Genomic DNA, 23,042 nt, shown 5'->3' with positions numbered 1-23,042 from the left:
CGCCGAGATCCAGATGTGCCGAGAGTCGACAAGGCCGTTTGCGAGTCGCGGGGCTGTGCTTCCCGGCGCTGCGGGCACCACGACATCGATCACGCTGCCGCGCGGAGGAGGCGAAGAGAGCATCCAAGCAGCGAGGTCAACTGTGACCTCCGCTGCCCAATCGATAGGACCGTTGCCGCGGATACCGAGACGGCGCACACGGAGCGCAGACGTGGAGGTTTCTCCCGCCTTCGCCGGCGCCGGCTCAGCCCTGCTGAAGGGCTCGATCGCATGGACTTCCAGCGTCCCATCCGTGGCCATGGGAACGCCTGCCAACTCGAATGCGCGGTGAAGGGTCAGACTTTCGTCCACGAGCATGGACGGGCTGGGGTACAACGAGCAGGCGGCTTTAGACAAAGCTCCGCCCGCCGCGCCCGGCTTGGGCACGATGCATGTGTTCATGGCGGCACACTTTCAGGCTGAAGAAACTCGAAGAAAGCACTGCCCGGCGGGCCCGCCTTTGGGCGGTCCGTTGTCGGCAGGGCGTGCAGTTGTTACTGCGCTTGGCTCGCGCCCGCGCAGATCAGCTCTGCGGTCCGAGCGGGGGCCTCAAGCGCGGGATAGTGACCCGCACCCTCGATCGTCGCCAAGGTCGCTTGGGGAAACAGCGGCAGAACCTTCTCACGCATCACAGCTTCCGTGAGCACGGGATCATGTGCGCCCACGAACACATTCACCACGCCCTTGAAGTCGCGCGCCTCAGCACTCACGTCTTCCTGCGTCCAAGCGTTCAGATACCGGCGAATCGCGTCCGTGGTTGCGGTCCCAAGCGACAGCTTGGCAACGTGGCGGGCGAAACCCGCCCCGAGCCTTCCGCTGGTCACGGCCGCCGCGCACTGGCCACGCACTTCTACGTCGTCGGCTGCCGAGCCAAAGAAGGCAGCGCCCTGTTCGTCCAGAGGAAAGCCCTGCGCCGGGACGCTGCAAAGGAGGGTCAGGCTACGCACTTTTTCGAAGGCTGCCTTCTGGAAAACAGCCCACTGGGCTGCCTGCCCTCCCATAGAGTTTCCCACCAAGTGGAACTCGCGCCAGTCGAGTTGCTCGGCTAACTCCAGCAGATCGCTACCCATCTCACGAACCGTGAACTCGCCCTTCTGGTCGCGCGACTTGCCATACCCGCGAAAGTCGGGGAGAACCACAGTGAACTTGTCCGGGTCGACGAAAGGCATCATCGGTGCGTACGTCTGGTGATCGCAAAGCCAGGTGTGTGCAGCGAGGATGCGAATCGGACCTTGGCCGATCGAGGTATAGCCGAGCATGAATGTCTCCTTTTGTGTGGTCAGTTACCGAACCGGCTTGTCAGCACCGGTCTGGATCTCACTCAGGCAGCTAAGGTATCCGGAGGGCGCGAACGGAACGCCACCAATCCCCCAGTTGGACCGCGGTACGTCGTTGAACAGACACCACACCCTCGCGGCGTTTTCGTGATCGTGCGGCACCCCTTCGGCTTCCAGCGTGATACGAACAAGGTCGCGCATCACGCCCTGTTTGGCACGGTCGTCCATCAAACCTTCGATGGTCGAAACGGTGTAGCGATAGCGCGGCTTTCCTGGCCCCATGCCCCCAATGTTGAGTCGCCCTTCCGGAAATTCCTGAGCAAACGTCCATGCCACGTGGCGCGCAGCTTCGGTGTCAGGAATCTTCTCCCACCACATCAGCACCTTGGTCGCACGATGCAGCAGGGCCTTCAGGTTCGGCTCCGGCAGCGCGCCTGCGGAGAACGAAAGTTCGATCATGGGCATAGGATGGCTCCAGGTTTGGGTGTTGAGACTAGGCCGAGGCGCGGGACGGATGCATCTGCAATCCCTGCAGGACGTCGCGTCCTTTGGCGGTGTCAGCATAGATGCGGCCGTAGACGATCTTTCCCCCCTCGACGCGGAAGAGGAAGCAGTGTTCGTTCTCCATCGTCTTGCCGTTCTTCGCCCTGGCGCGAGCAACCACGGGCACGACGATATGCGAGCCGCAGTCAAGGACGTCGTGCGCGTCGTAGTTGAAAAATTCGTAGTAGTTCTCGTACAGGTCATCCCAAAACGCCTTGAACTCCGCAAGCCCGCGGTAAGTGCCGCCATATGGCAGCGACTTTGGAAACTCGAAGGTCACGTCTGGTGCCAGAAACTCGAGCAGGGGCTCGCGTCGGTTGTTCTCGAACCCGGTGTAGGCGAGGCGACACGCCTCGACAATGGCTTGGTTATTCCCGGACATGGCAGTCCTTTCGTTTAGCGGAGGATGGAGGTGAAGATCAGCCGGCGTGCAGTTTCCAGCGGCGCGGTGGATCGCTCCACCTTCATCCGCAGGATTGCGCCCTCCCAGCTGTTGAGGACGAAGTCCGCAAGAGAGTCGATGTCAGCTTGAGCGTTGATCTGTCCCGCGTCCTGTGCTTGCGCGAGGCACTCGCGGAACATCAACGACCATTCGGCAAAACGATCCGCCAGCCGTTCGCGAACCCGCTCCTCGGTGTCCGCGAGCTCCAGGCTTAGGTTCCCCATCAGGCACCCGTTGCGGCAGCCGCGCTCGGCGAAGAACGCAACGCGTTCGTCGAAATAGTTCTCCAGACGCTGAAGTGGCGCCACTTCTAGATCCAGGAGGAAATGCCTGAGCTTGACCAGATGCCTCTCGAAATAGCAGTCCACCACCTCCGCACCAAAAGCGTGTTTGCTTTCGAAATGGTTGTAGAACGAGCCCTTTGGGACGTTGGCGCTCTTGGCAACCTGGTCCACGCCAGTGCCGTGGAAGCCATGGGCGTGGAACTCGGCCAAGCCGGCAACTAGCAGCTTGCGCTTCGTCTCGTTTTCCGCGGGATTACTTTTCTTTCTTGGCATGTGTTGGCCTTTCGATGGTTCTTAGTATGACCAGTCGTCTTAAGAATGAGATTGGGGTTTACCCGTCCCTATGAGGTAAGGCGCGTGAGCGCTTTGCCCCACCCCATCCACATCCATCTGCATGCGGCGTCGGCGCGCCACGAACTGCTGGTACCTGCGGAAGCAGCAGTCGGCGCCATCCGGCGTCGAAGGCCTTCGAATGTCAGCTGCCGAAGGACCGAAATGCCATATGGGCCCATCCTCGACCGTGGACTTCGGAGCGTGAACTTCCTCTTTACCGCAAATCGAATCTGATGGACCGATCGCCGCTCGATTGGATGGCCACGTCATCACGATCCGCAGGTCCTGGCCAGTGCTGCACAACGCCTCACGAATCCTTCGAGGTATCCCAGTCGTGCTGCTGCGAACTGGCACCACCACGTGCGGGCCTTTGCCGCCCACTGGTCTTGCAGAACGACACGAGCCCGAGCCGGCGCAGGAACTTACGCGCGACCTCGGTCGCCCTGCTGTATCGCCGCCCAGCCAAAGCCCTTGTATGTAGCAAAGTAGCACCTGGCCGGCACAGGCCGATGAGCCCAGGCAGGGTAGACATTCATTGCCATGCCGAGGGAGAGCGAGGGTCGTGCCGGCCGCTCTCGGCTCGCCGCGAATAGGCAGCCCGAACGGTTGTGAGGTCCACGAGACCGCATCGAACACAAGGAAGGGCGCTGGCTCATTGGAAGCAGGAATCTTTATCGGCATCGACGTGTGCAAAGCCTAGTTGGACGTGGCGCAGTTGCCTTGCGCGGCCTCTGGCCAGCCCCCCGTTGCTGCGCTTCGGGTGAACAACGACGAGAGCGGACGTGCCGTTCTGGTTGGGCAGCTGAAACAGCTCTCGGCTACGGCTCCTCGCCTTCCCGATGCGGGCCAGCCCAATACGGCGGCTGGTCAAACCCGAGATCTCCCGGTTCCCGTACAAGGAGCGTGCACATATGCCAGGTTCTACGACCGCGCCGGGTCAGGCGAGCGCTTGCGTGAAACGCACTCGTCCGTGTTGCCTTCCGCCTATGGAACAGCGTCGGCACCCAGAATAAGCATCTATCGTGGCTCAATGGCTGGCCTGTGCGTACCCCTGTCAACGCTTCACGCCGCATCTCGCGATGCGCCGCGCATGACTCGGGGACAACATGATTCGCTACATCTTTGTTGTCAGGGACTTGCACCCTTTACTCCTTGCCGGTCTCCCGGCGCCTCCATAAATCGCATAGTGGGTCGCCGAATGTGCAAGAGCCAGCACATGCGCTGGAGTCGTCTCGGGGCTCACGCCATAGTCCAGGTTCGAGTGGCGCTCTTAAACAACGAGCTCGAGGCTCTTGCTCAAAAGCAATTTCCTTGGCGGCCTCAAATCTGAAGTGCAACACCTCACTCCATGTAAGGTGCTGTAGTGGAAGAAAGACGAGCAACGTACAGGCAGCTGATGCCTGAGGAACGAATGACGATCGCGAGCATGAAGTTGCAGGGCGCGAGCACGCGGGCGATCGCCCGCGTGCTCGCGCGGCCGGCCTCCACGGTCAGTCGCGAACTGCGGCGCAACAGCTGCGCTGAGCTCGGCTACGCGAGCGACACCGCCACGGCTCTGCAGGCGCGACGCCGCCGCACCGCCAGGCCGATGGTCAAGCTCGATGTGAGCAGCGTTACCTGGGGCGTCGTGCTGACCTTGCTGAGCTGGAAGTGGTCGCCCCAGCAGATTGCCGCTACGCTCAGGCGTGTGTACCCCGACGAACCTCAGCGCCACGTCTCTCACGAGACGATCTACACGGCCATCTACGCGCAACCGCGTGGCGAGTTGCGCCGTCAGCTCATCGCCTGCCTGCGTCAGGGCCGCAGTACGCGCTTGCCGCGCAGCCGCGGCACGGATCGGCGCGGCCAGATCCCGGACATGGTCAGCATTCATGTGCGCCCGCCCGAGATCGACGATCGGGTCATGCCCGGACACTGGGAAGGTGACTTCATCAAGGGCACAGGCAACAAGTCCTCGGTGGGCGTTCTCGTCGAGCGCAGCAGCCGTCTGGTGCTGCTCGCGCGCATGGAGGATGCCACCGCCGCCGCGGCGCTGGCCGGCTTCACGGTCAAGCTCAATGCAATCGCCGCGCCCCTGCGCCAAAGCCTGACCTACGACCAGGGCAAGGAGATGGCGCGTCACGCCGAGCTGGCGGCCAACACCGGCGTGCGGGTCTACTTCTGCGACCCGCACAGCCCCTGGCAGCGCGGCACCTGCGAGAACACCAACGGGCTGCTGCGTCAGTACCTGCCCAAGGGTACCGACCTGTCGGTGTACACGCAGCAAGAGCTCGACGCCATCGCCGATAGTCTGAACACCAGGCCGCGTGCTACGCACAACTGGCGCACACCGCTGGAGGTGTTCGCACAAACGCTGGCCAGCTCTCATAAGCCATCAACTTCAGTTCATTGACCCCGGTGTTGCGCTTCGGACTTGAAACCGCCCTTGGATTGTCGTGCAACGGGTGTCCTGGCCTTGGCAACTGACCTCCCGGCGCGTTTAACGGCTTCCCTCAACAGCTGGCGAGCCAGGGAGCTTTCGGGAGTGCGACGCGGGTGAGGAGCAAAGCCACGGTCGCAGCGCTAGGGCGTTCCATGGCGATGTAGACGCCGACGACGCACCGGCTGGCAATGTCGATGGCCAGCGTGATCCAAGGCCGGCCGATGGGCTTGCGCCAACGCTCGTCCACGACAACCAGGTCCGACTGAGTGTGATCGATCTGCACCAGTTCCATGAGTTCGACGTAGGTCCCGCCGGTCCGATCCGGGACGTCCAGCCGCTTCTCGGTCAGCCACTTGTAGAAGAAAGCCGCGCGACGCGCGTGCTTCGCGATCGCCAATTCGACGTCTTCGAAGACACGTCCCCGGCCCGCTGCACGCTGCTGAAAGTCGTCCACGATCCGCGTGACGCGGCTACGGCCGGTCACGGTGGCCGACGGGCAGCGCTGCGTGGATCGTGACCGCCTGTTCACCACGACGAGCCTGACGAAGTCGATGCCGAGATCCTTCAAGGGAGAACTTCAGCCGAGCGCCTGCTCCACGAGCCGCGCGATCGCCAGCAAATACTTGTCGTCGTACCAGCGGCCCGCGAGTTGGAGCCCGATGGGCAGGCCGAGCGCGCTCTTGCCGCAGGGCATCGAAAGCGCGGGGTGGCCCGTCAGATTCATCGGGTAGGTGTACGGATACCAGGCGCCTCGGATCGTGCCCGCGGGCCGGCCAGCAATCTCGATCTCGCCGCTGACGTCCATGCCTATGGGTAGTGGCGGCGCCGACACGGTGGGCGAGACCAGCACGTCGAAGCGCTCGAACAGCGACTGCAGCGCGCCGAAGCAACGCGTCTTGGCGAACGTGGCCTCGTGCAGTGCCACGGCGCTGTGCCGCCTGCCCTTCTCGACTGCCTCGATCAGCGTGGCATCGAGGCGCTGCCCGAAGCGCTCCAGGTTGTTGCCGACCCGCACCGCCAGCATCGACTGCAGCACCACCAGGAAATGCCTCTCGAGCGAGACGAAGTCCAGCTGCACAGTCTCGACGATCGCGCCTTCGCCCTCCATGCGCCGGACGGCGGCGGTGGTGGCGGCCTCCACCTCGGGATCGACTGGGTTGCCCGCACTCGGTAGCCAGGCCACTTTCAGGCCACGAAGCGTGACGGGGCCTGGGCGCAGCGGCGCGGGCCCCGCCTGTCCCCAGGGATCGCGCGTGTCGAAGCCCCGGATCACCTCGAACAGCAAGCGAGCGTCCTCCACGTCGCGCGCCATCGGGCCGGTGAAGGAGTTCGCCGAATAGAGGTCCGGCGCCTGCAGGTGCGGCACCACGCCCAGCGTCGGCTTCAGGCCCACGATGCCGCAGCAGGAGGCCGGGATGCGGATCGACCCGCCGCCGTCGGTGCCCAAGGCGAGCGGCCCCATGCCGGCCGCGACGGCCACAGCCGCACCGCTGCTCGACGCGCCGGGCGTGTACCTCGGGTCGATGGGACTCAGCGTGCGCCCGAAGAGCGGCGCGGTCGGTACCTGTTTGTGGCCGAACTCGGGCGTGGTGGTCTTGCCGATCAGGATCGCGCCTGCCGCCTTGGCCCGCGCCACCGCCACGGCATCTTCCTTGGGCACGAAGTCCTCGTAGATCGCGGAGCCCATGGTGGTGCGTACGCCGGCCGTCAGGATCAGGTCCTTGGCCGAGTAAGGCACGCCATGCAGCGGCGGCAGCGTGCCGCCGGCCATTACCTCGGCTTCCGCCTGGCGCGCGGCTGTCATTGCCTGCTCGGCGGTGACGGTGATGAAGGCATTGAGCTCGCGGCGCGCCCCGATGCGGTCGAGCGCCGCCTGCACGGCCTCCACCGGCGAAACCTGCTTGCGCCGGATGAGCGATGCCAGTTCGCGCGCGCTGTGGTCCATCAAGTCCATGGTTCGTCCTCCGGGGTCTATAGCATCCAGCGGCCGCCGTCGATCAGCAGCGTCTGGCCGGTGATGAAGCGGGCCTCGTCGCTCGCCAGGAAGCGCACGGCGGCAGCGACGTCCTCGGGGGCACCGATGAAGCCTGCCGGCGTGCCCGCCACGATCTGCGCCAGCACCTCGGGCTTGAGCCGATCGTGGGCGCGCGTGCGGATGGCGCCGGGGCACACCGCGTTGACGGTCACGCCATGCGGCGCCAGCTCGCGTGCCAGCGAGCGGGTGAAGCCGAGCACACCCATCTTGGCCGCGGCATAGTCGGCCAGGCCCACGTCGCCGGCGAAGGCCGCATCCGAGCTCATGTTGACGATACGGCCGTAGCCACGCGCCTTCATGCCAGGCGCCACGCGCCGGGAGGCGCGCATGGCGGTCAGCAGCGACACCTCCAGCACGAAGCGCCAGACGGCTTCTTCCGATTCGGCAAAGGGTCCGCCGCGCTCGCGCGCGCTCTGCCCCACGTTGTTGAAGAGGATGTCGACCGGCCCGAGCTCGGCCTCCACCCGATCGAAGAAGGCCGAGACCACGGCGGCATCGGTGCAGTCGCCGGTCACGCAGAGGCAGCACGATCCTGCATGGCCCATCGCGGACAGTTGTTGCAAGAGCGCGGCCACATCAAGGTCCAGCACCGCCACGCGCGCGCCATGCGCGAGGAGGTCCAGCACCGCGGCGGCACCGATCCCCTGTCCGCCTCCGGTCACCACGGCCACCCGGTCATCGAATCCCATGTTGACCCCCTCGTGCTTCGTGTTCAATGAAAGCTGCGCCCACCGTCGACGGCGAGCGCGACCCCGGTGATGTAGCTGGCGCCCGGGCCGCAGAGGTACAGCACCGCCTCGGCCACTTCCTCGGGCGCAGCCACTCGCCGCAGCGCATAGCGCTGCCGGATGGCCTCGAGCTCGTGTTCCGGGTTGTCGCTGTGCTCGTAGCTGCTGCGGAACAGCGGCGTGTCGATCGCACCGGGACACACCGCGTTCACCCGGACGCCGTCGGCTGCGGCCTCGATGGCCAGGGCCTTGCCGAACATGATCACGCCGGCCTTGGTCGCGCAGTAGGCGCTGCGATGGCGCAGCGGGCTGAGCCCGGCGGCCGAGGCCACGTTCACGATGCTGCCGCCGCCGGCGCTGCGCAGATGCGGCATCGCAGCGCGGCACACCAGCATCGGCCCGGTGAGGTTGACCGCAAGGGCGCCGGCCCATTGCGCATCGCTCATGGCCTCGAGAGGGACGAGTGCATCGACGCCGGCTGAATTCACCACCGCATCGAGGCCGCCCGCCCAGCCGGCCACGCCATCGACCGCCTGCCGGACCGCCGCCGCATCGGCGACATCGCACACCACGGCCACCGCCGCCTCGCCCAGGGCCTCGCACGCCCGGCCCAGCGCCATCTCATCGCGGTCCAGCAGCCCGACCCGCGCGCCGCGCGCCACCGCCAGCCGCGCCACCGCCAGGCCGATGCCGCTGGCAGCGCCGGTCACCAGGAAGCGGCGATCATGCAACTCGCTCATGACGCCGCCGCGGCCTTCAGACGCGGGCGCATGTCGTCGCTGATGCGGTCGCAGCGGTCGATCCACACATCGGAATGCGCGAGCGCATGCTCGATCAGGCCTTCGAGCACCTTGATGCGCGAGGGCTGGCCGATGATCTGCGGATGCATGCCGACCATCATCATGCGGTCCTCGGCGTAGAGCACGTCGAACTCGCTCTTCCAGGCCTCGAGAACGGCCGAGGGCGCCTGCAGCGTCCGTCCCGGCAGCACGATCGAATACTGGAAGAAGGGCGCGTCGTCCAGCACCCAGCGGAAGGGCAGCTCGACGATGTCGGTGCGCCGGCCGCCGATCTCCAGCAGGTAGGGCGAGTCGTCGTCAAAGAAGTTGGACGAATAGTCGAAGCCGTATTCCTGGATCAAATCCAGCGTGATGGCGCTGAACTCCGCCGCGGGCGAGCGCCAGCCGCGCGGGCGGCTGCCGGCGAGCCGGGTGAGGACTTCCATGCCCTTCTCCATCTCCTCGCGCTCCTCCTCGGGCTTCAGGGTGACGATCCAGCGGTGGCTGTAGCTGTGGTGGGCAACTTCGTGCCCCTGATCGACGACCTCGCGCACCAGTTCCGGATGCTTCTCGGCCACCTCGCCAGGGATGAAAAAGGTGGACTGGATGCCGTAGCGCGCCAGCAGCGCCAGCACGCGCGGCATGCCCACCTTCCATCCGTAGGCGCCTTGCGACATCAGGATCGGACGCGCGGCATTGGCGGGGTCGCGCCCGGTCCACATCGTCTCGGCATCCAGGTCGAAGGTCAGCATCAGCGGGAAGCCACGGCTCGTGGTGGGCATGGAGATCTCCTTGGCGAAATCAGACGTGTTTGTGGAAGCCGGTCCAGCGCTCGGCCAGCAGCAGCGCGATGCCGGTGGCGACGATCAGCAGCGTCGAGACCGCCGCGACGCTGGGGTCTACGCCTTGCTCCACCGAGGTGAAGATCTTCACCGGCAGCGTGGTCTGGCTGGCCGAGAGCAGGAAGACGGACACCGGCACGTTGTCCAGCGAGGTGATGAAGGCGAACAGGCCGCCGGCGACCAGGCCGGGCTTGACCAGCGGCAGCGTGACCAACCGGAAGGCGGTAGAGCCGTCGGCGCCGAGCACGCGGGCCGCGTCCTCCAGCGCCTCGTCCACCGAGGAGAGGCTGCCCAGGCTCGCGCGCACCACGTAGGGCACGGTGATGACCACATGGGCCAGCCAGAGGCCGAAGGAGTTGCCGCGCAGCCCGGTCAGCGTGTAGTACTGAAGCAGCGCGACGCCCAGCACCACCGAGGGCAGGATCAGGGGCGCCATGAACAGCGAACCGAGCGCCGCGGCACCCGGCAGCATGCGCCGGTGGATCGCATAGGCCGCAATCAGCCCCAGCACCAGCGAGGCCGCGGTCGAGCCGGCGGCGAGCCAGAGGCTGGTCCAGGCGGCACTCAGGTATTCGGGGTCGCGCAGCACCACCTCGAACCAGTGCAGCGTCAGCCCCTTGGGCGGAATCGTGAGGTAGGCCGTCTTGCTGAAGGCCGCGAGCACGACCACCAGCACGGGGATCTGCAGGAAGACGACCACGCCGATGGCGGTGGCCGCCAGCCACCACCCCGGCGCACGCTCTTCGCTCATGCCGCGCCTCCCCACCGCTTGAGCACCCGGCTCGAAAGGCCGATCACCAGCAGGGTCAGCGCCGTCAGCGCGAAGGACATCGCCGCACCGGCGGGCCAGTCCAGCGTCTGCAGGAAATCGTCGTAGATCAGCGTGGCCATGACCTTGTAGGTTGGCCCGCCCAGCATGCGCGGCGTGACCAGGGCGCTGATGCTGAGCACGAAGACGAGGATGGAGCCGGACAGGATGCCCGGCGCGCTCATGGGCAGCGTGATCGACCAGAAGACCCGCGGCCTGCTCGCCGACAGCGTGTAGGCCGCGGCCTGGACGTCCTTCGGGATGGCCTGGATCGCCGGCACCAGCATCAGCACCATGAAGGGCAGGAAGATGTGCGACATGCCGACCAGCAGGCCGAAGAGGTTGAACATCATCCGGATCGGGCGCTCGATCAGCCCGAGGTCCACCAGCAGGTTGTTGACGAGGCCGCGGTTGGCCAGCAGCGCGATCCAGCCGAAGGAACGCACCACCAGGTTCAGCAGCATCGGGAAGATGACGAGCATGGTGAGCGCCAGGCGCATCGCCGGGCCCGCGCTGGCGATGTAGTAGGCGAGCGGGTAGCCCAGCAGCAGGCAGATCGCCGTGACGCCGAAGCCGAGCACCAGCGTGCGCAGCACCACCTCGCGGTAGTACTCGTCGGTGACGATGCTGGTGTAGTTGGCCAGCGTCCAGTTGCTGGAGATGCCCGTGCCCGCCACGTACTCGTGCAGGCTCAGCGGCACCATCAGCAGCACCGGCGCGGCGAAGACGAGAAGCAGCACGAGCAGCAGCGGCGAGGCCAGCAGGAGGCCCGGGAGCGTCCTCGGGTTCATGCCGCGCCCGGCCCCTGCGCCGCGTTGACGTACACATGCTGCGGCTCGATGGCCACACGCACCGGCGCGCCCGCGCCCAGCCCGGCAAAGCCGCCGTTGGTCGGCGCCTCGGCGATGAGTTCGATGCCGCCGAAGCCGAGCACGTACTGCACGCGCGATCCGACGAAGGAACGCAGCGCCACGCGCCCGTCGAGGGCGAAGCCTGCATCCTCCCCCGCACCGAGGAAGCGGATGTCCTCCTGGCGCACCACGACATCCACGGCCGCGCCATCGGCGATGCCATCGACCGCCGCGAGGGCGAGCGTCGGGCCGCCGCCGTCGATCTGCACCGCAGGCGGCGCGCCGGCCGGCCGCACCAAACGCCCGCGCAGGCGGTTCGGCCGCCCGATGAAGCTGGCGACGAAGCCGGTGGCCGGCCGATGGTAGATCTCCTCCGGGGTTGCGAACTGCTGCACCACGCCATGGGCCAGCACGCAGACACGGTCGGACATGGACATCGCCTCACCCTGGTCGTGCGTCACGAACAGCGTGGTGATGCCGACCTCCCGCTGCAAGCGCTTGAGCTCGATCTGCATCTCGTCGCGCAGCGACGCATCGAGGTTGGACAGCGGCTCGTCGAACAGCAGGATGCTGGGCCGTGGCGCGATCGAGCGCGCCACCGCGACGCGCTGCTGCTGGCCGCCGGAGAGCTGGCGCGGCAGGCGCTCGCCGTAGGCGGACAAGCGCACGCTGGCCAGCGCCTGCTCGACGCGCCGTTTCAGCTCGCCGCCCTCCACGCCCTGGCGGCGCAGGCCGAAGGCGACGTTCTCGAACACGCTCATGTGCGGGAACAGCGCATAGGACTGGAACACCAGCCCGATGCGACGCTTGTTGGCCGGTAGCTGCGTCACGTCGCGCTCGTCGATGAGGATGCGGCCGCTGGTCGGCTGGATCAGCCCCGCCACCATGCGCAGCACGGTCGTCTTGCCGCACCCCGAGGGGCCCAGCAGCGAGATGAACTCGCCGTCCTTGACGGACAGGGACACTGACGACGCGGCGGTATGCCCGCCGGGGTAGCGCTTCTCCAGGCGATCGAGCGTGAGTGCTGGCATGTCAGGGCCCCGCGTGGATGAGCGGGGCTCAGCGGGCGACTTCGCGCTGCCAGCGCTTGGTCCACTCGGGCAGCGACTTCGCCACCGCCTCGGGATCGGGCAGCCACAGCTTGTCGAAGCTCTCCTTGTAGGGAACGATCTTCGCGGCCTTGTCGCTGAGCTTGACCTGGGTGTTGACCGGCCCGGCGTACTTGCGCTCGGCAAAGCAGGTCTGGCCGTCCTTCGACAGCACCTGGTCGATGTACTTCAGGGCCAGCGCCGGCGACTTGGCGCCCTTGGGAATCACCAGCGCCGGCAGGATGCCGACCGCGCCTTCCTGGGGGTACACGATGGCCAGGGGCAGGCCCTTGTCGATGGCCGAGCCGGCGCGGTCGGGGTACCAGACCGCCGCCGCGATCTCCTGCCGCTCGAAGAGCGACACGATCTGGTCGGCCTGCGTGTACAGCGTGACCGAGGACTTCGCCAGCGGCTTGATCGCCTCGAAGCCGGGGTTCATGTTGTCGAGCGTGCCGCCCTTCATGCGGTTGAGCGCCATCAGGAACTGCGAGCCCGAGGTGCCGCTGATGTCGCCGATCGCGAGCCGCCCCGCGAATTCCGGCTTGGCCAGGTCGGCCCAGGAGGTCGGCGGCGTCTTGACCTGCTTGGTGTCGTAGACGATGACGGTGGCACCCGTCATGAAGACCACGTACTGCCCGTCCTTGTCGAAAGCACGTGGGGAGATGTCGGGCGCGTTGGACAGCTTGGACTTGTCGATGGCCTCCAGCAGCTTCTCGTTCTTGAGTTGCGACGCCAGCGAGTTGTCGATGTAGACCACGTCGAAGTCGGACTTGCCGCCGGTGGCGCGGATCCCGGCCGCGAACTGCGAAGAACTGCCCAGCTTCAGCGACACCTTGGCGCCCGTCGCCTTCTCGAAGGCGGCAATGTGGCAGGTCTTCGAGTCGTCGGCGAAGGAGCCGCCGAAGATGCCGACCACCAGTTCCTCGGCTTGTGCAATGCCGCATAGGAATGCCGCCATGAGGGTAGAGACAAGACAGCGCGAGAACATCGGTTTCATGGTGAGCTCCTGTGAAGCAGAGGATCGAAAGGCTGCGTTGGAGTTCACTTTATCTTTCGTGAAAGATAAATGCAAGGCATTTAAGATGGGTGCAAACCCGCGTCGCTGCACGGCACCACAATGGCAGCGCTTGGCCTTCACTTTTTCAGGGAATGCACGTCATGGCGCACAAGAAAGAAGCATCGAACCGGCATCCGCCCCAAGGCGATGCATTGCATCGCGACAATGCCGCCGACCTGGGCCGCTCGAACGAGGCGTCCGCGACTGGCGGCGACCTGGTCGAGCGCGGCATCCGGCAGTGGCAGCGCGAGCGGCCCGACATCGACAGCAGCGGCAAGGCCGTGGTCGGGCGCCTCCTACGGCTCGAGGAAGTCGTGTTGCGCACGCTCAACTTCGTGCTGGAGCCCTTCGGCCTGAAGTACCACGAGTACGCGGTGCTCGCCACGCTGCGGGTGGCGGGAGCGCCCTATCGGCTTTCGCCTTCGCGCCTGCAGAGCACGCTGCTCTTCACCTCCGGCGGGTTGTCGAACCTGCTCAAGCGGCTCGAAAAGGAAGGCTGGATCAGGCGCTCGATCGACCCGGACGACCGGCGCGGCGTGCTGGTCAAGCTCACGGCGAAAGGCATTCGCCTGGCCGACGAGGCGATGCCGCGACACGCAGCAGCCGAGCTGCACCTGCTGCGCATGTTCGATGCCACACAGCGCAATGTGCTGTCCGGCTTGCTGAGCCAAATGATGACGGCCAATGCGCCGGAGCTGGGGCCTGACCCGGGCGATGCGCAGGACGAGACGCGCACCTGAATTTTCCTCCGCGAAACGCGGCTCGCTGCCTGGTCGGCGACACGGTCCACGTCGGGCCTGGCTTGATCCGCCTGGCCTACTCGCAAGTCAAGAACGACTACAACCTGCCGTCGTCATTTACGCCCGACCCGAAAGCCAGCAAGCTTGCCCCCAGTTGCGTACACAATCTGTCGAAGCGCACCGCCCTGTCCCTGTACACCACGGTCGCCCGTGTGCGCAACAAGAACGGTGCAAGCCTGGCCGTGGATTGGCTCGGCTCCGCGGCAGACCGGCACTGGCGGCCGAGTCAGGCAGCTTGGCATCAGCAGGCGCGGCGGTGCATATCTGAGGCCGCTGCTGATGCACGGATGCACGAGCCATCGTAGTCAGCTCGAAGGAGGCGCTGACATGGCCCTGGTTGGCGCAGCAAAAATCAACTGTGGGTCTTCCGCGCCGGACATAGCAATCTTCCTTGCGGGCACTACCGCCCGCAAGGAGAACATCTTGGAACGAACCTATTGCAGTGCGCTCGAAATAGTTGAACTTATTTGATGCGGCACACTCCGACCTTGATGGAGGTCGCAGCCATGCGCATTGCCCCAAGGATCGAACTGGATGCTGTTGCCCAACGAGAGTTGGCGGCCTTGGCGCGGCGAGGCCGCGTCGAGGCGCGTGTGCAGCAAAGGGCCAAGGTCGTATTGCTCGCCGCCCAGGGCTGGCAGAACAAGGACATCGCCGTCGAGGTTGATCTGGATCGGCGCCAGGTCGCCTTGTGGCGCCAGCGCTTCCTGGAAGGCGGGGTGGAGGCCCTCATGCACGATGCACCGCGCCCCGGGCGCACCCCCAGCGTGACCGCCGAGGTGGAGTCGAGCATCGTGGACAAGACGCTTCACGACAAGCCCATTGCCGCCACGCACTGGAGCACGCGCACGCTGGCCGCGCAGCTCGGGGTGGGGCCGACGACGATTCGCCGCGTGTGGCAGCGCAACGGCCTGAAGCCGCATCGGCAAAGCAGCTTCAAGCTCTCGCGGGACCCGCGCTTCGAGGACAAGCTGCTGGACGTCGTGGGGCTGTATCTCAACCCACCCGAGCGCGCCCTGGTTCTGAGCTGCGATGAAAAGAGTCAGATTCAGGCGCTCAACCGCACCCAACCGGGCTTGCCGATGAAGAAAGGCCGCGCCGGCACCGTCACCCATGATTACAAGCGCCACGGCACGACCACCCTGTTCGCCGCCTTGAACACGCTGGATGGGACGGTCATCACGATGTGCCAGCCGCAGCACAGGCACGCGGAGATGCTATGTGGGACTACCCGAGCGGGACCCGTTTAGCTAAAACGGGATTTCCTCAACCTCGTGACAAAAGGAGATGGAAATGTCGACAACTCAGACAGTCCCACAAGTGAAGGATACGGCGATCGCGGGCGAGTTGTACATGAGCTTCGAGCTCGGCGACAAATCCTGGAAGGTGACGGCGAGCGATGGCCACCGGGGCCCGAGCCGGTACAACTTGGACGCCGGCGACACGGCCGCCGTTGCGCACTGCATCTGCAAGGCCCTGGAGCGCTGCAAGCTCGAGCCGCAGGCCACGGTGCATTCCTGCTACGAAGCAGGGCGCGACGGCTGGTGGCTGCACCGCTGGCTAATCGGGCAGGGTGTCGACGACATCGTGGTCGACTCCTCCAGCATTGAAGTGAACCGACACGCCAGGCGGGCCAAGACCGACCGGCTCGATGGCGACAAGCTGTTGGCGATGCTGCTGCGCCATCATCGCGGCGAACAGGTGTGGTCGGTGGTGCATGAGCCCACGCCCGAGGACGAAGACGCGCGCCGCACACACCGCGAGCTCGCCCGGCTGACGCAGGAGCGCACCTCGCACGTGAATCGCATCGCCTCGCTGCTGGTGCTACATAACCTGCGTCCGCACGTCATCATCGGCGGTCGCGACTGGCCCGCCTGGTGGGCGCGCCATGGCGAGCAAGTGCCGCCTGTGTTGCGCGCCGAGATCGAGCGCGAGAGCGCGCGGCTGGCGCTGGTCAGGCTTCAGGTCAAGGCGATGGAAGCCGAGCGGCGCCAGGAACTGGCCGATGGCAAACAGCCACAGGTGGCGCAATTGGCGCAGCTGCGCGCCATCGGACCCAAGGGCGCCTGGGTATTGGTCAAGGAGGTGTTTGGCTGGCGGCGCTTCGCCAACCGACGCGAGCTGGCCGGCTGCTTGGGGTTGGCACCCACGCCGTATGCCAGCGGCGACAGCCAGATCGAGCAAGGCATCAGCAAGGCGGGCAACAAGCGAGCGCGTGCGTTGCTGGTCGAACTCGCTTGGTGCTGGCTGCGCTGGCAGCCCGACAGCGCCTTGACCCAGTGGTTCAACCGGCGCTTCGCTGGTGGGGGCCAGCGCATGCGTCGCGTAGGCATCGTGATGGTGGCTTCATAAAGCACTCCTCACAGCTGAGAGTTGGGATGATAGACGTCGGGTAGCGTCTCGCGATGGTTCTTCAAGTGACCTGAGGTGCGTATGCGATCACGGAGTTGCTGCTCCTGTTGGTCGGTGATCGTGATCCACCAGGGGCCCTGTGCGCCGAGATGGCGTGCATCAATAACTCCGCGCTTTATCCAGTAGCGAACAAAATAGACACTCACGGATAGGCGATCAGCAAGTTGCCCGGCTGTGAGCTCTTCTGGACGCATCAGACAGACGGAAGGCACGGCGTAGCGAATGCGGATCCATTTGATCATTGCCCGCGTAATTGGCAGTCCACGCGGACTGCGAAGGCCCTCTTCATTCAAGGCCTGGACGATCTGTTGATTGGAGAGCCGGCTGGACAGTTCTCGTATGCGTTCGATGATCTGGCGCGGGTAAAGCATTTGGTCTGCGATCGGGCTTGGGAGAGGAATCGTGGTGTCGGTGCAGGCACCCCCTTGCCAGCGAACGTGCAGAACGACCTGTCTCGCATCAGTGAGTTTCTCGACCGTGATGTCGCGGATGAGCAGTCGCAGCATCCGCTTGCGATCCTTCGACTGGGTCGTCGCAGCGCGCCAGACGCGCGGCAGATCACGAGCCAGAGCCAGAACCTTCGTCTTCTGCTCGGGCGTCACGACGTGGGCCTTCTGGGTCTGGAAATTTGCGGCTTCGGACTTGACTTCGTCAATGTGCAACATGGCTTCGTTCCAGCGGCGCTCAAGGCTTGCGGCGACCAGGCGATTGGACGGGTCGACTTCTTCATAGCGGCGTTTGGCCAATGCGCAGTCATACTCGGCGCGCTCGATTCGCATGTGCCACTGACGCATGACGGCTTGGTTGCGCTGCTCAAGGTCGTTCAAGGCTGCCAAGGCCAACTCGAGTTCGGCTGGCTTCAGGGCCTTGAATACCTCTGCGCAGATGGCGTCGTCGAGCAGCTCGGTGCGCACACTGAAGCAGTTCTTCGTGGCCAGCCCTTCGCGGCGCCTCCAAGTGCATTGGTAGGTGGGATAGATGCCGCCGTTGCCTTGATAGCGCACTAGGACCGCCCGCCCGCAGGTGCCGCACAACAGCATTCCCTGGAGCAACGCAAGGCCTTCGCGTGCCGGACCGCTGAGCACGGTCCCTTCCGCGTTATTGCGGTTATTCGCCAGGCGCCGCTGGTTCTGATCGAACTCCTCCACGGTGAGGTAGCCCTCGTGGTGTTCACGCAAGTGGACACGCCACTCCGGCATGGGGACCGCCCGCACATTCTTGCGCACCTCGCCCTCGGGGGTGATGCTTCTGGCGTACTGGCGGCGGCCGAAAACGTAGCTGCCGGCATACATCGGGTTCCTCAGCAGGGTCAGAATACGACTCTGGCTGAGTCGACCCCAAACGAGCTTGGTAGCCCACACACCTCCATTGGCGCGCTTTGGGAAGCGCAGGCCGTCCCTTGCAAAGCGTTGGACAACGGCGTAGGCACTGCCCGTTTCCCGGAACACTCGAAACGCCAGTTGCACGGCCCCCCGCACTTCGTCGTCGGGATCCATGACGATGCGGTCGTGGTCGTCAAAGCAAAAGCCTACCGGCAAGGGGAAGCGCAACTCACCCTTCTGCGCCTTGTTCAGCTTGCCGCCCAGGAGGCGCCCGCGCAAGAAATGCAGTTCGGCCTGGGCCATCGTGCCCTTGATTCCGAGCACCAGTCCGTCGTTGAAGTCCGCGGGGTCGTAGCAGCCATCGGTATCGATCACCAGGGTGTGCGTCAGGGCACACAGTTCCAGGAGCCGATGCCAGTCGAGGCTCGAGCGCGCCAGGCGCGACACCTCCAGGGCAAACACCGCTCCGACCTGGCTCATCGAGACATCCGCCACCAACGTCTTGAAGTCCTCGCGACCGGCGATCTGTGCCCCCGAGCGGCCCAGGTCCCGATCCAGCACGCGGATCGACCCCTGCGGCCACCCCATGGCCCGTGCCTTGTCCTGCAGCGCATATTGGCGCTCGGTGCTCTCCTGGTTGTGACGCACCTGACCCGGTGTCGACTGCCGCACGTAGATGTACGCCGGTTTGCTCAGGTGCGCTTGAGTGATGGTCGTGTTCATCGCAGGCCTCCACACTGGACATGAGCGTCGGGTCGGCCTCGATCATGGCGATCAGCATGTTGGCCAACAGAGTCGCGCCAACTGAGAGATCGATGGGGACGGTGGGCGACAGGGGTGATACCTGGCTCACCGTTGCACCTCAGAGTGGCTCTCGCCGACGCAGCAGTTCGTGGTTGATCTCGGAGATCTCCTCCAAGATCTCGCGCACTTGGGCGTAGTTGGCCAGGTGCTCGCATACCTGCGCGTGCTCGGCCTGGGGGACGTAGTCCATTTGAGGCGACCTGCCCGAGTAGCTCACCGAGAGGTAGTACTTGGGTCCGTGTCCGGGACCCTCTGCGCACTTGCAGTTTGGATTGCCGCAGCGCTTGTAGCGTTCGATCAAGGAGCCCCGAAGCACAGCGTCCAGCGGCGGCATCTTGCGCAGCAGTTGCCTGCGGCGTCGCTTGAGGGCTGAAGAGGTCGGCTCTGTCATTCTTGACGGACCACAGATATAACTGGTCCGACAATAGTTCATGAACGCTCATTTGACAAGCCCTCCGCACGAGCGAGCTGCCAGGATCTCAAGCAGCGCGACCAGATCGCACAGCGAGCCCAGGTCAAGCCGAGCCGTCGAGCCGTCAACTCGCTGGGATGGATTGGGCGCGGCGAGGTCGGTCCATTCGCGAGCGATGGCGAAGCTGAGGCGCTCGCCATCATCCCGAAGGATCAGCGTGTCCACACCCGCAACGTATCGCGCCTTCAGTACAGCAAAGCGCTGCCCCCTACGTGGATGAAACGGATGCCGAATCTCGGCCCAACCCAACGACTGGTTGGACGAGAGTGCAGTTGACGTTAACCGTGGTGGCCCTTGCGAGAAAACTGGTCATCGCGCTGTGGCGCTATCTGCAGTACGGCGAGATCCCGGCCGGGGCCTTGCTCAAGCCGGCCAATGCTTGAAATCCCGAGCAGCCCTGTTCTAAAAAACGCACGGTGGCCAAGGAACACATCATCATGATCAAAGGTCGACGCGCCCGCTGCAGCCACGGGTCACTGCATGGTGACCGTCCCAAGAGATGGGGCGCGCCGGTAACGGGGGTTTGCCAGTGCGCTACGCGCGCATGCAGCATGAGGTGCAGAGCGTCCACGCCCTGCACGGATAGAAGTTCGTCCGAGCACTGGCTCGAACGCTCGCCATACCCCAGGATGGATCACCAATGTCACGGCCACCGTCTTCATCCGCTCACCAACACCCGGGCGCCGCCATGAAATACCACTTCTTATCGATTCGATCTTAAAAAAGACTTGACAAAAGAGTCCCCATAGAAGTCCCCATAGAAGTGGCTGCAGTTCCTGCGCCTGATCCAGCGCAAGACGCCCAAGCACCTGCAGCTGCACCTGATCGTGGACAACTACGGCACGCACACGCACCCCGACGTGCAGGCCTGGCTGGCCAAGCACCCGCGCTTCGTCATGCACTTCACGCCTACCAGCGCGTCGTGACTCAACATGGTCGAGCGCTTCTTCCGCGACATCTCCGAGAACCGCATCCGACGCGACAGCTTCACCAGCGTGCCTGAACTGGAGTTGGCGATCGATCTCTACGTCGAGCACCACAACGGCAACCCCAAGCCGTTCATCTGGACCGCCAGCGCCAACGACATTCTGGCCAAGGTCACGCGCGCCAAGGCGGCGCTGGCAAGAAGCAAAAGATAAGTACATATCTGAGTGGCGCACTACACTATGAGAGCGCCGGTGCGCTCGCCAGTCTCGCCACCGGGCCTTTGGCGGCGCACCTCGAGCCGTGGGTCACGTCGCTGATTGCCAAGCAGTACGTGGCCACCGTCGTCTATCTCAAGGCGCGGCATGCGCTGGCGTTTGACCGCCGGCTTGCCAGTCAGCGTGTAGCCTTTAGTGATCTCGCCGAAGTTCACCTCACGCGGTACCAAGACCGCAGCTCGCGCATGCGCCGACCGATCGGTGCGCTGCTCAGATGAGCACTCTTGGCGACGCTGGCGCCAACGGCGTGAACGCGCCGCGTGGGCCAGGCGCCCGGCGCGACTGCGCTGGTAGCGGCGTCCGGCCGCGCTGGTAGCCGCGTCGCATGAATGAACCCAGGCCAGCACGCGCTACTACCGCGCCACCAAATGGGCTGCGTACAACGCCACGCCCAAGGCTCGGTGCTCGTTGACAAGCCAGGGTTGGGCAAACCCATGCCGTGGTACGCCCCGGCAAGGGGTCGGCGTGAGCGTCAGCACATCGCCTCGACCTTTGCGCATAGGTGGTTTTACGACGCCGCACGCGACCGCGACGGGGAGTGCAGGCACACACGCTTTGGTCTGTTGTTCAGCGAACTCGATCAGCTTCTTCGATGCATCGAATTCATGCCTCTGGCGGACCGGCCTCAATAGCGCGAAGGAGGAGGTCGATCGCAAACCGAACAAGCTCGTCGACATTGAGCGAGCTTTCCTTTTGTGGAACGACGCCTGCCAACAACAGCGCAGCAATGCCGTGCTCCAGCCCCCAGGCCGTGTGAGACAGCAACTCCAGCGACTCCTTCGGCCAACCATGCTCAACTGCCAGCGAATGAATGGCGTTCGAGAACATGTTGAATGATTCCAGCCCGGCCGTTCCGAACTCGCCGTCTCGGAACTCGGCAAGTCGCGGCCCAATCATCAGGTTGAACAATCCCTCATGGGACATCGCGTACTTGATATAGCTGAGCATCATGGCGCGCGACCGCGTGAAGGAATCCTTCTCGCGCGCCTCGATCCTCCGCCGTTTGTCCCGTAGTTCATGAAAGCCGCTGCTCGCAATAGCGGCAAGAAACTCCTCCTTTCCGGAGAAGTGCTTGAACGGCGCAGCTTCGGAAACACCGAGCCGACGGGCCAGAGCTCGCAAGCTGATCTCCTTGGCGCCCTCTTCCTCAAACATCTTGCGGCCTTCGGCAACGAGGGCGTCGCGTAGACCCATCTCGCCGTTGCTGTTTGCTCTTCCTGTACTTTTCTTCCTGCCGGTCATCTCAAGCCTAGTTCGAATGTTGTTGAACGTGTCAGATTAACTGGTTTTGCCGCAAGCAGACACGCTGCGCTGCCGACGACGGCTTGGTCCGTGGTGATGCCGCCTGCAACATCTCCCCTCACCCCGAGAGACATCGTTGAGTCGGATGCGATCGCCAGTCGCGGCTGCCGCAGGCGTATGCGCCTCACTCCGGGTAAGCACTGATAACCAGAAGCGACAGCCAACAGTAGACTTGAGGTTAACAATGCTTACCAAAAGGAGACCTTCATGTTCACGTCACGTCAGGTATTGATGAAGTTCATTATCCCGGCCCTTGCCTTGCTCGTGCCGCTGGCGGGACACACTCAGACTTTCCCCACCAAGCCGGTCGTCATCAAGGTGGCGTACCCGGCGGGAGGTCCCGCGGACGTTGCCATTCGCGACTACACACCGTCGCTTCCTCAACAACTTGGCCAGCCGGCGGTAGTCGAGAATGTCAGTGGCGCGAACGGCTCAATCGCCGCAATGAGTGTTCTGCAGGCAGCCCCGGACGGCCATACCTTGTTGGGCATCGTGGCGAGCGACCTGATCCTCGCGCCGAAGATCGTGCCTTCCGCGCGGTTCAAGCCTGATGACTTCCGTGCCGTCGCCATCACGCAGCAATCGGAACTGGTGCTCATCAGCAGCCCCAAGCATGCGTTCAAGAAGGTCGACGACCTCGTTCGATATGCGAAGGCGAACCCCGGCAAGCCACTCTCGATCGGTCATTGGGGGAACGGCTCCATCACCCATGTCGCGGGCGCCGACTTCGCCGCCCGGGCCGGCATCAATTTGCTCCAAGTCCCCTACAGGGGTGCAGCACCTGTCCTGCCTGACCTGACCAGCGGCAACGTAGACCTGACCTTCTTCCCTTTGGCCGGCCCCTTGCTCGGGTTTATCCAGGCCGGCCATGTCAAGCCCATCGCCCTCGCAGCCAATACCCGGAGCGCCCAACTGCCCGACGTTCCGACTATCAACGAGAGCGCTGCAGTGAAGGACTTCGCCTACACCATCTGGTCGGGCGTATTTGCATCAAAGCAAGTTCCGGAAGCAGTGATCCAACGCCTGAACAAGGTGTTCGGCGCGCACACTTTGTCCCCGGAATGGCGTGGCCGCCAAGTCACGGTCGGAGCCACCGTCTTTGATCTGAAGGACGTCAAACAAACCGAGGACTTCTTCGCGGCCGAGATCAAGAAGGTTGAGGCCGCAGCCAAGGTCGTGCGCTTCGACACCAACTGATAT

At 64.6% G+C, this 23,042-nt stretch carries 23 protein-coding genes and 4 pseudogenes; 10 read left to right on the top strand and 17 right to left on the bottom strand.

Translation table 11 applies throughout. The annotated features are described in order from the left end of the window. Window positions 1–533: 533 nt before the first annotated feature. The 4 genes from GXN78_RS33210 to GXN78_RS33195 are packed head-to-tail and all read right to left on the bottom strand — an operon-like array spanning window position 534 to window position 2,858. The gene (locus GXN78_RS33210; protein ID WP_106560902.1) at window positions 534–1,298 is read right to left on the bottom strand and encodes an alpha/beta hydrolase; all 765 of its coding nucleotides are present in this window, start codon (window positions 1,296–1,298) and stop codon (window positions 534–536) included. Window positions 1,299–1,322: 24 nt separating this feature from the next. Next, complete coding sequence (locus GXN78_RS33205; RefSeq protein ID WP_106560903.1) at window positions 1,323–1,781, bottom strand: hypothetical protein; 459 nt, start codon at window positions 1,779–1,781, stop codon at window positions 1,323–1,325. A 28-nt stretch (window positions 1,782–1,809) separates the two neighbouring features. After that, on the bottom strand, window positions 1,810–2,241 hold the full coding sequence (locus GXN78_RS33200) for a nuclear transport factor 2 family protein (protein WP_106560904.1): 432 nt from the start codon (window positions 2,239–2,241) through the stop codon (window positions 1,810–1,812). 14 nt (window positions 2,242–2,255) lie between these two features. Beyond that, complete coding sequence (locus GXN78_RS33195) at window positions 2,256–2,858, bottom strand: TetR/AcrR family transcriptional regulator (RefSeq protein WP_106560905.1); 603 nt, start codon at window positions 2,856–2,858, stop codon at window positions 2,256–2,258. A gap of 1,231 nt (window positions 2,859–4,089) precedes the next feature. Between GXN78_RS33195 and GXN78_RS33190 the strand changes: the two are divergent. Both GXN78_RS33190 and GXN78_RS33185 read left to right on the top strand, forming a co-directional pair. After that, window positions 4,090–4,248 (top strand): annotated as a pseudogene (locus GXN78_RS33190) (ISKra4 family transposase); the annotation flags it as partial. 66 nt (window positions 4,249–4,314) lie between these two features. Beyond that, on the top strand, window positions 4,315–5,310 hold the full coding sequence (locus GXN78_RS33185; RefSeq protein WP_106561524.1) for an IS30 family transposase: 996 nt from the start codon (window positions 4,315–4,317) through the stop codon (window positions 5,308–5,310). Between the two features lie 100 nt (window positions 5,311–5,410). Here the strand turns inward: GXN78_RS33185 and GXN78_RS33180 are convergent, their stop codons facing one another. From GXN78_RS33180 to GXN78_RS33140, 9 genes are read right to left on the bottom strand one after another with little or no spacing between them, the layout of a single operon-like run. Continuing rightward, window positions 5,411–5,908, bottom strand: coding sequence for a hypothetical protein (locus GXN78_RS33180; protein WP_106561302.1), 498 nt, complete (start codon window positions 5,906–5,908; stop codon window positions 5,411–5,413). Between the two features lie 9 nt (window positions 5,909–5,917). Continuing rightward, entirely contained in the window at window positions 5,918–7,294 is a 1,377-nt protein-coding gene (locus GXN78_RS33175) for an amidase family protein (protein WP_106561303.1), read from the bottom strand. Between the two features lie 17 nt (window positions 7,295–7,311). Next, window positions 7,312–8,091: an SDR family NAD(P)-dependent oxidoreductase gene (locus tag GXN78_RS33170; protein WP_239142992.1), complete on the bottom strand. Its 780-nt coding sequence runs from the start codon at window positions 8,089–8,091 to the stop codon at window positions 7,312–7,314. Beyond that, window positions 8,088–8,843: an SDR family NAD(P)-dependent oxidoreductase gene (locus tag GXN78_RS33165; RefSeq protein ID WP_106561305.1), complete on the bottom strand. Its 756-nt coding sequence runs from the start codon at window positions 8,841–8,843 to the stop codon at window positions 8,088–8,090. Before GXN78_RS33165 ends, GXN78_RS33170 begins: the two co-directional genes overlap by 4 nt. Next, window positions 8,840–9,664: a polysaccharide deacetylase gene (locus tag GXN78_RS33160; RefSeq protein WP_106561306.1), complete on the bottom strand. Its 825-nt coding sequence runs from the start codon at window positions 9,662–9,664 to the stop codon at window positions 8,840–8,842. Before GXN78_RS33160 ends, GXN78_RS33165 begins: the two co-directional genes overlap by 4 nt. 19 nt (window positions 9,665–9,683) lie before the next feature. Further along, complete coding sequence (locus GXN78_RS33155) at window positions 9,684–10,475, bottom strand: ABC transporter permease (protein WP_106561307.1); 792 nt, start codon at window positions 10,473–10,475, stop codon at window positions 9,684–9,686. Next, window positions 10,472–11,323, bottom strand: a complete 852-nt coding sequence (locus GXN78_RS33150) for an ABC transporter permease (RefSeq protein ID WP_106561308.1) — start codon at window positions 11,321–11,323, stop codon at window positions 10,472–10,474. The genes GXN78_RS33155 and GXN78_RS33150 overlap by 4 nt, the downstream gene beginning before the upstream one ends. Beyond that, window positions 11,320–12,414 (bottom strand): ABC transporter ATP-binding protein, encoded by a 1,095-nt coding sequence (locus GXN78_RS33145; protein WP_106561309.1) that lies wholly within the window; start codon window positions 12,412–12,414, stop codon window positions 11,320–11,322. The genes GXN78_RS33150 and GXN78_RS33145 overlap by 4 nt, the downstream gene beginning before the upstream one ends. Before the next feature lie 28 nt (window positions 12,415–12,442). Then, the gene (locus tag GXN78_RS33140) at window positions 12,443–13,468 is read right to left on the bottom strand and encodes an ABC transporter substrate-binding protein (protein WP_106561310.1); all 1,026 of its coding nucleotides are present in this window, start codon (window positions 13,466–13,468) and stop codon (window positions 12,443–12,445) included. Between the two features lie 161 nt (window positions 13,469–13,629). Between GXN78_RS33140 and GXN78_RS33135 the strand changes: the two genes are divergently transcribed. The 5 genes and pseudogenes from GXN78_RS33135 to GXN78_RS33115 all read left to right on the top strand — a co-directional run bounded on the left by GXN78_RS33135 (window position 13,630) and on the right by GXN78_RS33115 (window position 16,680). Then, on the top strand, window positions 13,630–14,268 hold the full coding sequence (locus GXN78_RS33135) for a MarR family transcriptional regulator (RefSeq protein ID WP_106561312.1): 639 nt from the start codon (window positions 13,630–13,632) through the stop codon (window positions 14,266–14,268). 29 nt (window positions 14,269–14,297) lie between these two features. After that, window positions 14,298–14,513, top strand: a pseudogene (locus tag GXN78_RS41635) (porin); the annotation flags it as partial. Then, window positions 14,511–14,633, top strand: coding sequence for a hypothetical protein (locus GXN78_RS33125; RefSeq protein ID WP_239143061.1), 123 nt, complete (start codon window positions 14,511–14,513; stop codon window positions 14,631–14,633). The pseudogene GXN78_RS41635 and the gene GXN78_RS33125, both read left to right, overlap by 3 nt. A 165-nt stretch (window positions 14,634–14,798) precedes the next feature. Continuing rightward, a pseudogene (locus tag GXN78_RS33120) lies at window positions 14,799–15,509 on the top strand (IS630 family transposase); the annotation flags it as partial. Window positions 15,510–15,621: 112 nt separating this feature from the next. Next, the gene (locus GXN78_RS33115) at window positions 15,622–16,680 is read left to right on the top strand and encodes an IS110 family transposase (RefSeq protein ID WP_239142991.1); all 1,059 of its coding nucleotides are present in this window, start codon (window positions 15,622–15,624) and stop codon (window positions 16,678–16,680) included. 8 nt (window positions 16,681–16,688) lie between these two features. Here GXN78_RS33115 and GXN78_RS33110 read toward each other — a convergent pair whose 3' ends face one another. The 3 genes from GXN78_RS33110 to GXN78_RS33100 all read right to left on the bottom strand — a co-directional run bounded on the left by GXN78_RS33110 (window position 16,689) and on the right by GXN78_RS33100 (window position 19,587). Then, a complete protein-coding gene (locus GXN78_RS33110) occupies window positions 16,689–18,785 on the bottom strand; it encodes a recombinase family protein (protein WP_106561480.1) in 2,097 nt (698 codons plus the stop codon). Window positions 18,786–18,924: 139 nt separating this feature from the next. Continuing rightward, window positions 18,925–19,257, bottom strand: coding sequence for a DUF6788 family protein (locus GXN78_RS33105; RefSeq protein ID WP_106561479.1), 333 nt, complete (start codon window positions 19,255–19,257; stop codon window positions 18,925–18,927). A gap of 48 nt (window positions 19,258–19,305) precedes the next feature. Beyond that, the gene (locus GXN78_RS33100) at window positions 19,306–19,587 is read right to left on the bottom strand and encodes a DUF5372 family protein (protein ID WP_106561481.1); all 282 of its coding nucleotides are present in this window, start codon (window positions 19,585–19,587) and stop codon (window positions 19,306–19,308) included. Window positions 19,588–20,102: 515 nt separating this feature from the next. Here GXN78_RS33100 and GXN78_RS41630 point away from each other — a divergent pair. Both GXN78_RS41630 and GXN78_RS33085 read left to right on the top strand, forming a co-directional pair. After that, window positions 20,103–20,477: pseudogene (locus GXN78_RS41630) on the top strand (transposase); the annotation flags it as partial. A 119-nt stretch (window positions 20,478–20,596) separates the two neighbouring features. Beyond that, window positions 20,597–20,758, top strand: a complete 162-nt coding sequence (locus GXN78_RS33085) for a hypothetical protein (protein WP_164256092.1) — start codon at window positions 20,597–20,599, stop codon at window positions 20,756–20,758. Between the two features lie 385 nt (window positions 20,759–21,143). On the opposite strand, the gene GXN78_RS33080 is transcribed toward GXN78_RS33085, so the two are convergent. Next, window positions 21,144–21,782 carry a TetR/AcrR family transcriptional regulator gene (locus tag GXN78_RS33080; RefSeq protein ID WP_106558257.1) on the bottom strand — a complete coding sequence of 213 codons (639 nt, stop codon included), beginning with the start codon at window positions 21,780–21,782 and terminating at the stop codon, window positions 21,144–21,146. Window positions 21,783–22,049: 267 nt separating this feature from the next. Between GXN78_RS33080 and GXN78_RS33075 the strand changes: the two genes are divergently transcribed. Continuing rightward, the gene (locus GXN78_RS33075) at window positions 22,050–23,039 is read left to right on the top strand and encodes a tripartite tricarboxylate transporter substrate binding protein (RefSeq protein ID WP_106558258.1); all 990 of its coding nucleotides are present in this window, start codon (window positions 22,050–22,052) and stop codon (window positions 23,037–23,039) included. Window positions 23,040–23,042 lie beyond the last annotated feature (3 nt).

Origin of the sequence: Variovorax sp. WS11 (genome assembly GCF_010499245.1) — a bacterium.
Taxonomy (GTDB): domain Bacteria; phylum Pseudomonadota; class Gammaproteobacteria; order Burkholderiales; family Burkholderiaceae_C; genus Variovorax.
This window is presented reverse-complemented; position numbering and strand designations above follow the sequence as displayed.